This is a genomic window from Undibacterium sp. Xuan67W (assembly GCF_049340165.1).
Taxonomy (GTDB): domain Bacteria; phylum Pseudomonadota; class Gammaproteobacteria; order Burkholderiales; family Burkholderiaceae_D; genus Undibacterium.
The window spans coordinates 1-12,997 of sequence record NZ_JBMPPN010000012.1 but is presented as its reverse complement, the minus strand read 5'-3'; the positions used below and the strand labels follow the sequence as shown (position 1 = coordinate 12,997).

At 52.8% G+C, this 12,997-nt stretch carries 12 protein-coding genes and 1 pseudogene; 9 read left to right on the top strand and 4 right to left on the bottom strand.

The window, feature by feature from the left end; all coding sequences use genetic code 11:
- Window positions 1-29 precede the first annotated feature (29 nt).
- The 4 genes from ACO0LE_RS12095 to ACO0LE_RS12080 all read left to right on the top strand — a co-directional run bounded on the left by ACO0LE_RS12095 (window position 30) and on the right by ACO0LE_RS12080 (window position 3,672).
- Entirely contained in the window at window positions 30-1,007 is a 978-nt protein-coding gene (locus ACO0LE_RS12095; RefSeq protein ID WP_422960604.1) for an alpha/beta fold hydrolase, read from the top strand.
- 25 nt (window positions 1,008-1,032) lie between these two features.
- Window positions 1,033-1,878 carry an alpha/beta fold hydrolase gene (locus ACO0LE_RS12090; RefSeq protein WP_422960603.1) on the top strand — a complete coding sequence of 282 codons (846 nt, stop codon included), beginning with the start codon at window positions 1,033-1,035 and terminating at the stop codon, window positions 1,876-1,878.
- Window positions 1,879-1,925: 47 nt separating this feature from the next.
- Complete coding sequence (locus ACO0LE_RS12085; protein ID WP_422960602.1) at window positions 1,926-2,306, top strand: helicase; 381 nt, start codon at window positions 1,926-1,928, stop codon at window positions 2,304-2,306.
- A 67-nt stretch (window positions 2,307-2,373) separates the two neighbouring features.
- A complete protein-coding gene (locus tag ACO0LE_RS12080; RefSeq protein WP_422960601.1) occupies window positions 2,374-3,672 on the top strand; it encodes an NADH:flavin oxidoreductase/NADH oxidase family protein in 1,299 nt (432 codons plus the stop codon).
- A gap of 101 nt (window positions 3,673-3,773) precedes the next feature.
- On the opposite strand, the gene ACO0LE_RS12075 is transcribed toward ACO0LE_RS12080, so the two are convergent.
- Window positions 3,774-4,325 (bottom strand): MarR family winged helix-turn-helix transcriptional regulator, encoded by a 552-nt coding sequence (locus ACO0LE_RS12075; RefSeq protein WP_422960600.1) that lies wholly within the window; start codon window positions 4,323-4,325, stop codon window positions 3,774-3,776.
- A gap of 207 nt (window positions 4,326-4,532) precedes the next feature.
- On the opposite strand from ACO0LE_RS12075, the gene ACO0LE_RS12070 reads away from it, so the two are divergent.
- From ACO0LE_RS12070 to ACO0LE_RS12055, 4 genes and pseudogenes are all read left to right on the top strand, one after another.
- Window positions 4,533-5,333 carry an SDR family NAD(P)-dependent oxidoreductase gene (locus tag ACO0LE_RS12070; protein ID WP_422960599.1) on the top strand — a complete coding sequence of 267 codons (801 nt, stop codon included), beginning with the start codon at window positions 4,533-4,535 and terminating at the stop codon, window positions 5,331-5,333.
- A 68-nt stretch (window positions 5,334-5,401) separates the two neighbouring features.
- On the top strand, window positions 5,402-6,478 hold the full coding sequence (locus ACO0LE_RS12065; protein ID WP_422960598.1) for an alkene reductase: 1,077 nt from the start codon (window positions 5,402-5,404) through the stop codon (window positions 6,476-6,478).
- A gap of 55 nt (window positions 6,479-6,533) precedes the next feature.
- A complete protein-coding gene (locus ACO0LE_RS12060) occupies window positions 6,534-7,418 on the top strand; it encodes a type 1 glutamine amidotransferase domain-containing protein (protein WP_422960597.1) in 885 nt (294 codons plus the stop codon).
- Between the two features lie 180 nt (window positions 7,419-7,598).
- Window positions 7,599-7,808 (top strand): annotated as a pseudogene (locus ACO0LE_RS12055) (flavin reductase family protein); the annotation flags it as partial.
- Window positions 7,809-8,245: 437 nt separating this feature from the next.
- On the opposite strand, the gene ACO0LE_RS12050 reads toward ACO0LE_RS12055, so the two are convergent.
- The gene (locus tag ACO0LE_RS12050) at window positions 8,246-9,412 is read right to left on the bottom strand and encodes an NAD(P)H-dependent flavin oxidoreductase (RefSeq protein ID WP_422960596.1); all 1,167 of its coding nucleotides are present in this window, start codon (window positions 9,410-9,412) and stop codon (window positions 8,246-8,248) included.
- A 316-nt stretch (window positions 9,413-9,728) separates the two neighbouring features.
- On the opposite strand from ACO0LE_RS12050, the gene ACO0LE_RS12045 reads away from it, so the two are divergent.
- Window positions 9,729-11,294, top strand: a complete 1,566-nt coding sequence (locus tag ACO0LE_RS12045; protein ID WP_422960595.1) for a transglycosylase SLT domain-containing protein — start codon at window positions 9,729-9,731, stop codon at window positions 11,292-11,294.
- A 161-nt stretch (window positions 11,295-11,455) separates the two neighbouring features.
- On the opposite strand, the gene ACO0LE_RS12040 is transcribed toward ACO0LE_RS12045, so the two are convergent.
- Together ACO0LE_RS12040 and ACO0LE_RS12035 are read right to left on the bottom strand one after the other, a co-directional pair.
- The gene (locus ACO0LE_RS12040; protein WP_422960594.1) at window positions 11,456-12,709 is read right to left on the bottom strand and encodes a hypothetical protein; all 1,254 of its coding nucleotides are present in this window, start codon (window positions 12,707-12,709) and stop codon (window positions 11,456-11,458) included.
- 156 nt (window positions 12,710-12,865) lie between these two features.
- On the bottom strand, window positions 12,866-12,997 hold a 132-nt coding region (locus ACO0LE_RS12035), incomplete at its 5' end, for an ExbD/TolR family protein (protein ID WP_422960707.1).

Sequence of the window (12,997 nt, the reverse complement as noted above, 5' to 3'; positions counted from 1 at the left end):
CTGGGAGCCTGACTATAAGGACCAATGTAATGAATCATCTACTAAAGACCAGTATCCTCGGATTCGCTCTGGCCACCACACTCCTTTCAACCTCAGTTGCTGCGGCCGATGCGACTCCCATCGACGCGATCAAAAGCCCGCGGGCGATTGATCAAGAGTCGCAAGAGTCGAGGGACACTTGGAAGAATGTACAAACGCAAACCATCACGGAAGGGGGTGTGAGCTATGCGTACCGTGAACTTGGGAAAAGCAACGGTGGTACACCAATAGTGCTCCTCGTACATCTAGCAGCTGTCCTTGATAACTGGGATCCGCGCATAGTGGACGGCCTTGCAGCGAAGCACCACGTGATCGCCTTTGACAACCGTGGCATCGGCGCATCCAGTGGGTCGCCGTCGAATTCGATTGAGCAAATGGCCGACGATGCCACTGCCTTCATCAAAGCCATGGGGCTCAAACAGGTTGACCTCCTAGGATTTTCGATGGGTGGCATGATCGCCCAGGAAATCGTATTGAAGGAGCCACAACTGGTCCGCAAAATGATACTTGCGGGGACAGGCCCTGCCGGTGGCGAGGGTATCAGTTCGGTGGCAGGCGTGACCTTTTACGACATGTTTAGGGGCTTCTTTACGGGCCAGGATGCGAAGCAGTTTTTATTCTTCACACGCACACCAGGTGGTATCGAGGCCGGTAAGGCGTTTTTGGAACGACTGAAGGAGCGCTCTGAGAATCGTGACAAGGAAATCAGCGTCAGCGCATTTCTCGCCCAGTTGCAGGCCTTGCGCACCTGGGGCCGCAAGGAACCAGCGGATCTCTCGGTCGTGAAACAGCCTGTACTGGTTGTCAACGGCGATGCTGACCGCATGGTCCCCACGCCAAACACGCGTGACTTGGCACGGCGGCTTCCGAACAGCACCTTGATCATTTATCCCGATGCGGGTCATGGCGGCATCTTTCAGTTTCATGCCGATTTCGTACCCAGCGCACTTGAGTTTCTGGCCCGATAGCCTTTGCCCACAAGAGGATTTCAACATGACCGATGCACATTTCAATACCCCCACTCGCTTCGTCGATGCCAATGGCGATAAATTCGCCTATCGGCGCTGGGGCAACTCCACGACAGACCAGCCACCACTGTTCTTCTTGCAACACTTTCGCGGCGGCATGGACCATTGGGACCCTCTAATGACGGATGGTCTGGCCGCGGGACGCGAGGTGATTCTCTTCAACGGTCGAGGCGTTGCATCGTCTTCAGGCACGCCGCGCACCCGCATTGAACTTATGGCCGACGATGCGGCAGCAGTCATACGCGCACTCGGACTTCAAAAGGTCGATGTCTTGGGTTTCTCGTTGGGAGGTTTTCAGGCGCAGGATCTTACGCGACGCCATCCCGATCTGGTTCGCAAGCTTATGCTGCTGGGAACCGGGCCAAGGGGCGGGAATCCAGATTCAGAACCTGGCGTGCTGGAGGCCGCACCGCGTCCCATTCCGACCATCGACGATTTCCTGTTTCTTTTCTTCGGCCGTTCCGAGGCGGCGAAGCAGGCCGGACGCGATTTCTGGAAACGCCGCCACCAGCGCGTGGACCAGGACCCACCCAGTTCCCCCGCCGTGATACAGGCCCAGATCGAGGCCAACATGTACTACTTGCCAAAACTAGATACCAAAGCGCCTTTCGCCCACCTGCGCGACATCAAGCAGCCGACCTTCATCTTGAATGGCGTGAACGACGTGATGATTCCGTCCATCAATTCTTGGTATATGGCCCAGAACATCCCGAATGCCCAGCTGTTCATCTATCCGGATGCCGGTCACGCGGCGCAATTCCAATATCCCGAGCGGTTCTTGCAGCATGCCATCCAGTTTCTCGGCGAATAAGAACGTATTTAAAACGCATTCGACGACATTAAAGAAAGCAAACCATCATGTTGAAATTTAAATTCTTGCTGTTGGCCTTGACCAAGCTTCTGCAGAGGGCCGTCAAACGCAATCCGGCATGCGCCCGGTATATTGCGGGAAAAGAGCTTGTCTTTCAAATGCAAACGCTTGACGGAATGGGCCGTCATTTCAGCATCAAGAATGGCATGGTGAGCTCCACCGCTGGGCTCACCAATCAGCCGCAGTTCACCTTCACTTTCAAAAATGCTGCCAGAGGCTTTGCCATTCTTTCCGCGAAGGATAGTAAGGGGGCTTTTCTAGCGGCACTGCATGATGAGGACCTGGTTCTCAGTGGCGATTTTGTTGAAGTGATGTGGTTTCAAGGACTGACTGAGTTCTTGCAGCCAGCCAGCGATCCGCAGCATTAACCGCGCGCACCATGTCCCACATTCCAGAAAAAGCAATTTTCTAATCCATCCACTTTATAGGTACACCATGTCCACGAAGCATTCGTCCGAAACTCAGCCATTGAGTCAGCCATTGAGTCAGCCATTAAGTCAGCCATTGACTCAAGCACTGCGCTTACCTAACGGTAATGTGCTGCGAAACCGCCTGGCCAAGTCCTCCATGAGCGAAACACTTGGAACCTATGCAAATCATGCGACGCCAAAGTTGGTCGAACTGTATCGACGCTGGGCTTCCAGCGGAATCGGATTGATGTTCACCGGCAATGTAATGATAGACCGGCGTGCATTGGGCGAGCCTGGCAATGTGGTGATCGAGGACGAATCCGATTTGCCCATCTTGCAGCAATGGGCTCGCGCGGCCACTGACCAGGGCGCAGCGCTGTGGGTGCAGCTTAACCATCCCGGCAAACAATCACCTAAGGGCTTGAATGTGAGCAATCTCTCGCCCTCTGCCATTCCCTTCAGAGCAGACATGGCAGCATTTTTTGAAACCCCGCGCGAAGTGACGACCGAGGAAATCCACGACATTATTCGGCGCTTTGGGCGCAGCGCGGCCATTTGCAAGAAGGCCGGCTTCAGCGGGGTGCAGATACACGGTGCCCATGGCTATTTGGTGAGCCAGTTCCTGTCACCCCATCACAACCAACGAAACGATCAATGGGGAGGGAGTCCGGACAACCGGCGACGTTTTGTCATGGCCGTCTACGCTGAAATTCGCAAACAGGTGGGAGCGGATTTTCCGGTTGGCATCAAGCTTAACTCGGCTGATTTCCAGCGCGGCGGCTTCACCGAGGAAGAGTCGATGGCCACCATTCATGCTCTCGCAGAAGCTGGCATCGACCTGATCGAGATTTCCGGTGGCACCTACGAGGCTCCGGCAATGGGCGGTGCCTTTCATCAAGCGCAGAAGGCCACAACGGCGGCACGCGAAGCGTACTTTTTGGAATTCGCGGAGAAAGTACGTGCAAAAGTGAGCGTGCCTTTAATGGTTACTGGCGGCTTCCGTACCGCCGAAGGGATGAACGCAGCATTGCGCTCTGGCGCACTCGACATCGTTGGCCTGGCGCGGTTGTTGGCAATCGATCCCGATGCACCTGCCGCTTTACTGAAAGGCCGCGACAGCCCGCACCGGGTGCGGCCGATCACGACCGGCATCAAGCCGGTGGACCGCTTGGGCATCATGGAAGTCCTGTGGTACACATTGCAACTCGGGCGGATCGCAGGTGGCGGCAATCCCAGGCCCAATGAAAGCGGCTTGACGGCCTTTCTCAAGAGCCTGATGAAAAGCAGCTGGGGCAATTTCCGCACGCGGCGCCTACGGGCTTGATCCAATACAGGAGTTGGAGCCTAGCGGGAGTGTACTGCGAAACTAAGTCAACTCTAATGCCAGGCTGATGGCAGCGAGGCAACCGCGTTGCTGGGTTCACTTTAGCGGTGATCAGAGGAAGCCGCAGATTGGCTCTCTGCCTTGTATGCAAGCAGAAACGCATCGGAAGCCACCTGATCGGCCAGTGCCCTCAAACTCGCAGCCGAGGCGGGGCCCAGAGCGAACTCCACTTGATCGTTTGCTGCCGCCCAGCGCACCACTGCTTCGGAAAGCAGTGTCTTGCCAAACGGGGTGAGAACGCCGTGTTTGGTCCGCCGGTCTTGGGCGTCCTGACGCAGCTCAACAATTCCATCGCGTACCAGCGGCCTGAGCGCATGGGTCAGAGCCGAAAGTTGGATAGCAAGCCGGGTCGCCAGATCCTGCAGTGTCGGTCCTTGTTGATCTGCACCCACGAGCTTGTGTATTTCTGCGATGAGTGCGAGCTGCGTGGCTTTGAGGTTCAACGGCGCCAGCGCCCCGTCATACAGTTGTTCAAGTCTGCGAGCCGCAAGGCGCAGTGATGTGGCCGTGCAGACCCGTCCGCTCCAGTTGTCCTGCTCACTTGTCGCGGGCCTATCCGGACTGTTTTTCGTATCAATAAAATTTGAGGTCATAGCCATATTTTATAAATGGTTGAGTGCTGCGCCATCGGCAAGCCGCTGGCGATTAACTTTACACTTAACTATCAATTATATTACATTTGAGCCCTCAACTTTATTTTACTTGAGCACTCAATTAAATTACAATTGCGTCTGCATCTGCATTACACTTGAGTGCTCAACAATATTACTTGAGCCCTTAACCATAATAGAAAGCTATCAATGACTAATCCAAACTCTAAGAATGTCGCCCTTGTCACTGGGGCTTCCTCCGGTATCGGAGCCGTCTATGCGGATCGTCTCGCTGCGCGAGGATACGATCTCATCCTCGTCGCCCGGCGCGCTGACCGCCTGGAAGCCCTCGCCGCGCAAGTCTCAAAAGCGCACGGTATCAAAGCTGAAACGATCTCAGCCGATCTGACCAAAGACCAGGACCTGGCGCGGATCGAGACGATTCTGGCCACCAATGAGGATGTGCGTGTCCTGGTGAACAACGCCGGTATTGCGCGCCTGGCACCGCTTGCCCAGACGTCTGCAGACGACGCGTTTTCCCAAATCGCCCTGAATATCACAGCGTTGACGCGCCTGACGCAAGCTGCGGTGCCCGCCTTCGTGGCGAGGAAGCAGGGCCTGATCATCAATATCGCATCCGCCTTATCCGTCCACGCGCTGCCCATCAGCGCCATCTACAGCGGCACCAAGGCTTTCGTATTGCAATACAGCAGAGGCTTGCAGCAAGAACTGACCGAAACCGGCGTGAAGGTTCAAGTTGTCTTGCCTGCTTCCACCGCCACCGAGCTTTGGGATCTGTCAGGCGTTCCGCTGGCGGCCCTCAACAAAGAGACCTTGATGACGACCGAAAACATGGTCGATGCAGCGCTTGCGGGCCTAGACCAAGGCGAAACGATCACGTGGCCTTCGGTCGCCGATGCAAGTCTGTGGGACAAGTATGAGGAAGCACGCTCCGCGCTGTTCGCTGGCACCCAAGCCGGAACGCCAGCTACTCGGTACAAGATTGCTTGATTCCCGCTAGCTGAACATAGCTGTTTTTCTTTTTCTCTCCCGCTTTTCAATTTTTTCAAGGACAAACCATGCTTTTCGACACCTTTTCTCTGCGTGCCACCTCGCTCAGCAATCGCATTGTGATGTCGCCGCTCACGCGCAGCCGCGCGAGTGACCACAATACGCCCACCAGCCTGATGGCTACTTATTACGCCCAGCGCGCAAGCGCCGGCCTCATCATCACGGAAGGAACCTCGCCGTCGCCAAATGGCTTGGGCTATGCCCGCATCCCCGGCCTGTTCAATGACGCTCAGGTGCAAGGCTGGAAGCTGGTGACCGACGCAGTGCATGCGAAGGGTGGCAAAATCGTCGTGCAGCTGATGCATACCGGCCGCGTGGCCCACCAGGCCAACCTACCGACCGGCGCTGAAGTCCTTGGACCTTCACCCGAGACCTGCCCTGGCGAGATGTGGACCGATACGCAAGGCAGTCAGCCGCACACGCCACCGCGCGCCATGACCGAGGCCGATATCCAGGCCGTGATCGGCGAATACGCGACGTCCGCGCGCCTTGCCATCCAGGCCGGCTTTGACGGCATCGAGCTGCACGCCGCCAATGGCTACTTTCTGGAGCAATTCCTGAACGCCAACATCAACCACCGCACCGATAGCTACGGCGGCACGGCCGAAGGGCGCAACCGGTTAGTGCTGGAGGTTGCCCGCGCTGCCGTGAAGGAGATCGGTGCTGAGCGCGTGGGCATCCGCTTGTCGCCCCACGGCGTGGTCAACGCAGCCGGCGCATTCGAGGGCGTGGACGAACAGTACCTAGCGCTGGTGAAGCAACTGTCCGCCCTCGGCCTCATGTACGTTCACATCCTGGACCATTCGGCGATGGGCGCTCCGCCTGTTCCGGCGAAGCTGAAAGCCGATTTGAGAGCCGCGTTCGACGGCCCCTTCATCCTCGCAGGCGGACAGAACAAAGCCAGCGCACAACAGGCACTGAGCGACGGCCTCGCAGATCTGGTGGCCATGGGCAGGCCTTTCATCGCTAACCCTGACCTGGTTGACCGCATACGCCAGGACGCGGCATTGAACGCACCAGATCCCACCACGTTTTACACGCCCGGTGCCAAGGGCTACACCGACTATCCGACGCTCGCAGGCTAGGCATCAACCATCCCCAACTCTCAACCCAACCTTACAAACGATCCAAGGAACCCATATGATTTTCAACACAAATACTTTCAAAACCGCGCTCATGTCCATTGCGCTTGCGGCTACGGCTAGCCTCATGCCAGCCGGCACTTTCGCGGCTGACAAGGGGAAGGTCCTTGTCGTGATGTCAAGCGCCCACGCGCTCGATCTCCAGGATGGAAAGCAGTACCAAACGGGCTACTTCCTCAACGAACTCGCTGTTCCATTGCGGATGCTGGTCGATGCGGGGTATACACCGGTTTTCGCCAATCCCAAGGGTGACACGCCGTCAATGGACGCGGGTTCGAACAACAAGAATTACTTCGGGGGTGATGATGCGAAGCGTACAGACGCACTCTCCTGCATTGCTAAGTTCGATGCGTTGAAGAATCCCAAAACATTGGCATCTGTTGCCGCAGAAGGCGCCAGCGGCTATGCAGCGGTGTTCATTCCGGGTGGCCATGCGCCTATGCAAGACCTGATCAAAGAGAAGTCGCTCGGCATCATACTGAAGAGCTTCCACGCGGCCGCCAAGCCTACGGCGATCATCTGCCACGGACCGATCGCTCTTCTGTCAACCCTGCCTGATGCAGCCACGTTTCAAACCGCCCTCATCACAGGCGACACCGCTGCGGCCAAGAAGCTTTCTCAGGACTGGACGTATGCGGGCTACAAGGTAAGCGTCTTCGCAACATCCGAAGAAAAGCAGATCGAAGGTAGTACGCAGCTCGGCGGTCAGGTCCTATTCTATCCAGACGCAGCTTTGGCCACAGCCGGCGCCACTATTCAGAACGGTGCAGATTGGCAGTCCAACGTCGTAGTCGATCGGGAACTGATCACCGGTCAACAGCCCCTGTCAGCCGAAGTCTTCGGCAAGGCTTTAATGGCGAAGTTGGCCGCACAAGTTAAATAATGGGAGTGAACCTGTACCGACCAGCACAGGCTCTACTGCACTTCGCACAAAAAAGCGGCTGCGAACTGATCCGCACGCAATCCAGTTCGCGGCCTTCTTTGCAACCGTGAAGGTGGAACACATATTGCCGCTGATCGAGTTGCCCTAATAGCGCGATGCACATCGCAGAAATCCACCAGAATGATTACACGAGACTTCCACTACTACGAGCCCTCGAAGGGCCATGGGCTGAGTCATAATCCACTGAATGCGCTAGTCGCCCTCCCCCCAATCGCCTGGATCTCAACTCGGGACGCGCAAGGGTACGTCAATCTGGCCCGTTACAACTTTTTCAACGCGTTCAACTACGACCCGCCCATCATCGGGTTCTATTCGATCGCCTGGAAGGACTGGACTTCCCCTAATTCAGTAGACATTTAATAATGTCAAAAACTGAGTAGGAAGTCCAGCAAGGTAAGGTGTGCGCACTCCACTCAATCCGACAAACTGATCGGCACCGGTCAGGCTTGCGATACTAGCCCGAAGGATGGCAGGTGTGCATTGCAACGGAGCACTGCCAGTCGAACTGACTGGCTTGCCAGAGTGAGGCAAGAAAGGAGCCCTCCTCCACATGACGTCTTATAAATTCTTTGCATCAGACTTGTCATTAAAAAATGTTTTGATGCAGACATTTTTTATCGCCAAGCCAATGTGTTTATAGTTAATCAAAATATACTCCACCTTAGAATATTGAAAAACACCAATAAAACAAAGCGGGTACGGCACTATTTCATGATTTAACATAGGGAGTATAGGTAACTCCTCCTCGTCCTAAACATACGCTCAGATCAGTATGACGTCATTTCAACAGGGCGTTGACCAGTCAAAAAATATTGCATCAATTCAGACACTGAGCGTATCGCGGTACCGAACGGCAAAGGCTCCGAGCCGCGAAAAAATAATCCGCGCTTCACATCGCCCTTGAGTGCGAACGACAATTGTGTGTCGATACAAAATTGTCCTGCCTTGCTTAAGCCATCTCGCAAGCCGCATTGCTGGAGGCAATCGAAAGCCATCAAGCATTTTTTCTGCTTCGCCTTATCCTGAAGTTTCTGCTCTTTTTCCAGATACGTGGCGAGCCATGGGGTTTTGACGGCTCGCGCAGGCAGCCCAGCAACACTCATGAAGGTGACTATATCCTCCGGCCTGGCTTCAGCCAGCGTTTTCTTAAAGTTCACATGCGCATCACCTTCCTCGGTCACGGCAAAGGCACTTCCGAACTGCACGGCGCTTGCCCCTTGCGATAGCAGCTCGCGTACCTTGTCATGGCTATTAACGCCACCGGCGGCGATCAATGGAATATTTTCTTTCTCCAGTCCCAGCTCTCTGAAAAGTTCACGGGTACCCGACAAAACACCGGCCATTTCAAAACGCGCATCGCTGATATCCTCTGCCCGTGGCGCACCGAGATGACCACCGGCATAGCGCGGGTGCTCAATCACAATAGCATCGGGTAAGCGACCTTTGCGCATCCATTTTTTCATGAGCAGGGAAATCCCACGGACATCCGACAAAATTGGAATCAAGGCGACTTTGGGGAAATCGATGGTAATTTCCGGCAAATCCATCGGTAAGCCAGCGCCGACGACAACTGCATGCGCACCGCTTGCGCAAGATTGCCTGACATAATTTGCATACTCAGATACGGCACGCATCACATTGACAGCAATTGCACCTGCCTCACCGGCGAGTGCTTTTGCCGCTTGGATTTCACGGTCGAGTGCGATCAGGTTCACCTTATTAATCAGGTCCTTATCCTTGCTACTACCGGTTTGCCCCATCAGATCTTCATGGTGACGGCGCAGATCCACGCTGGAGATTGTCCCCATTCCACCAAGACTAGCGACGGTTCCCGCCAGTTGATGTGCAGAGACGCCAATTCCCATCCCCCCTTGTACGACGGGCAGTAAAAACTTTTCTTTCAATTGAAATAAAGGGAGTGAACTGGTGAGCACAATTTTTCCTTATTAAATAGGACTTGCGAGGCAGTATCGCCGGCATCTTGCTTAGTAACATCCTGCACAATTTGCATTACATGCGAAGGCCGGACAAACATTGACTTCGCAGAGTAAGTCCTTTAAACATCGTCAGATTTGATGTGGATTAAAGATTACTCTGATTCTGTCTGAGTCAATTCAGTTAAGCCCTCTCGCGCAGCGATTATCTTGTAACAAGAATGACATTTTTCTTGACGCTGTAATTGGCACTTGCGTACACTCTCACGATCCCCTAAAAACCGTCGATCATGATCGATTAGACAATACACCGCCTATGAAACTTAACCGACAAGCTATCTCCTCCCTTTTTTCTCCGGCAATATCTTCTGTTCTGACATCTGCATTCGTATTCTGCTTATCGTCAACAGCCTACGCGGAAGAACGCGACGTCGCCACATCAACCAGTACTCCAGAATCGAACGTCAGTTTGATCCAGACCGCTCCGGCAGCAAGCACGGTAGCTGTTGAACTTCCACTGGATACGATCGCGCAAGAAACGGATTTGTGGAATCGCATCCGAAGCGGCTACGCGATACCAGATCTGGACAACCAGATCGTCAGCAATCAGCTGAACTGGTATAGCACTCGCACTGATTACATCCAGCGCACGGTACAACGCGGTTCGCGTTATTTGTATCACGTGGTCGAGGAATTAGAAAAACGCGGCATGCCAACGGAACTAGCTTTGCTGCCATTTATTGAGTCTGCTTTTAACCCGCAAGCTATCTCGACTGCCAAAGCCTCAGGTATGTGGCAATTCATGGCGGCAACTGGGCGCGACTTCAACCTGAAACAAAATATGTTCAAGGATGACCGGCGCGGCGTACTGGACTCAACCGATGCGGCACTGACATACCTAGAGCGTCTGCACGGTATGTTTGGCGACTGGCAATTAGCGCTAGCTGCTTACAACTGGGGCGAAGGCTCTGTGCAGCGCGCCATCAAGAAGCAGCAAGCGATGGGTCTGCCAATCGATTTTGAGAGCCTGTCTGCCCTCATGCCGAATGAAACAAAAAACTACCTTCCAAAGCTGCAGGCGGTCAAAAATATCATTGGTCATCCCGAGCAATTTGGCATTGAATTGCCGAAACTGGACAATCAGCCCTACTTCGTCTCAGTAGAAAAAACTCGTGATATTGACGTTCGCGTGGCCGCGCAATTGGCAGAAATGTCAGTCGGCGATTTCACAGCACTAAATCCGCAATTCAATCGCCCTGTGATTACAGGAGGCAGCAATACCAAGATCTTGTTACCGACTGATAACGCGATGGTTTTCAGGGACAATCTAAGTAAATGGAATGGCCCGCTCTCGTCTTGGGCAACGCATACCGTAGGAAAAACAGAACGTATCGAATCTCTGGCGAACCGCTTGGGTTTAAAACCGGAAGTATTGCGTGAAGTAAATTTAATCCCGGCCAAGATGTTGGTCAAAGCAGGCTCAACCCTGCTCGTCCCGAAATCAAGCAAAACACCTGATCAGGATATTTCTCTCGAAATTGCAGAAAAAGCACAGCTGATTATTGAGAAGACGCCATCTACCCGACAAGTCAGTATCAAAGTCGGCAAACGCGACAACCTGAATTCCATCGCCAGACATTATCGTGTCAGCGTAGCGGATGTGAAAAGTTGGAATAATTTGAAGCGGGACACGCTGACAGCAGGACAAGCATTGCAAATTCATGTGCCTGTTCAGCAAGCAAGAGCAAAAAATTCCCGTGTTATCGTTGCGCAAAATAATCGCGGTAACCGCAACGGCAAAGTAATGAGCCACGCATCTAAAATCCATACGACGACAAAGATTGCTCTGGCAAAAGCAAAGCCTGGCAAAAAACATAGCTAGGACTTTCGCTGTGCGGCAGGTGCTATTAAGTATTTCTGATGACGCAAATAAAAAAGGCACAAAATGTGCCTTTTTTATTTGCGCCTTGCTTATGTATTGCGGATACGCTATCCGCAAAATTTGAAAGCACCGGATAACCGACCGGTGCTTAGCTCAAGTGATTACTTACCAGATTGATTCGCGAAGATGATCCAGTAACGCGCCAAATCGGCAGTGCCGTCCGCCCCCTGAACAGTTTTCAATACTTTGATGGCATTAGCTTTTTTACCTGCTTCAATCAATGCGATACCTTGCAACAGCTTGGCGTCGTCGGCACGCTTTAACTCACCTTTAGCAATGCCTTGCTCAATCATTTTCAAGCCTTTATCAGCTTGACCGGCAGTCACATAGCCATAGCCAAGATTTACAAGGCCTGTACCGTCTTTGCTTTGATTGGCTTCTGTTTCATTCGTAGCTGCACTAGCTTTGCTCTCGGCCAGATTTTTGTTCGCCAGATCGCGCAAACGCTTATGACGCTCAGCTTCAGTACCAGCACCTAAGGCGCCTGCTTTATAACCTTGTTCAATAATCTTGATTGCTTCTGCCGGGTAACCAGCTTGCAAAGACAATTGGGACATTTCCATGAAATCGTTCGTACGGGTAATCTGACCCAGTGCGAATTTCAAACGATACAAATTCAGTGACAAACGCTCGGAGTAACCTGGCTTACTTTGAATACGACCCAGCAAATCGATCCAGTAATCTTTCTTAGGATAGTAAGTCAGCAGTTTTTCGATCGCAGCAACATAGGTTGATTTATCGTTTTGCTTCAATGCAGCATTGGCGTATAACTGCAAACTTGTTTCACTTGGAGCACGACCAGATTTCTCTTCCGCAGCCAGGTCCGAACGAACTTCTTTCATCGTGCCAGCGTAGTCACCACTCATGTACATCGATTGAATCAGGAAAGGACGCATCGCAGGATCACTACCGCCGTCAGTGTAGTAACGCTTTACCCATTGTGTCGTTTTGGCGTAATTACCTGCTTTGTAATAAGCAGATGCCAATCCTTGTACATATTTCAGTTGTTCACCAGCAGGCAATTTGTTCGCAGAAATAATGGCCTCATAGGAACGGATCACCGTGTCATTATCACCAGCGGCACTCGCAATAGCTGCACGCATACGTTCGATAGTGAAATTTTCATTCACGGTTTTACCGCTTACGCTATCCGTCTCGTGAATTTTTGCCAGAGCATCTTTGTATTTTTTGGCCTTAAATAATTCACCAGCAGCTTGCACTACCTTGCCGATTTCCGGGCGCATTGCTTCCTGAGCATAGGCTGTATTTCCAGCGATAGTTGTCAACTCAGGTACAGCACAGAATCCAATCGCAGCAAGTAATACAGCGAGACGTGACAATCGTAGTTGCTTCATGTTTTGATCTCTCAATCAATAAAAATCAATAAATATAATGAATGTGGACGTTACAGCATTTTGAATATGAAAAAAGGCAGGAGTAACCCTGCCAATTTTGAATAATACCTTAGTTTTTGTGCTTGAAACAGCAAGAAGCCAAGTAATTGAAAACTACTACTTCAAGAACTGCTCATTACCGACCATACCGATCTTAGTGACGCCAAGACGCTGAGCCGTTGCCATCACATGAGCCACCGACTTGTACGCCACCAGCTTGTTCGGCCGCAGATGCACTTCCGGCTGATT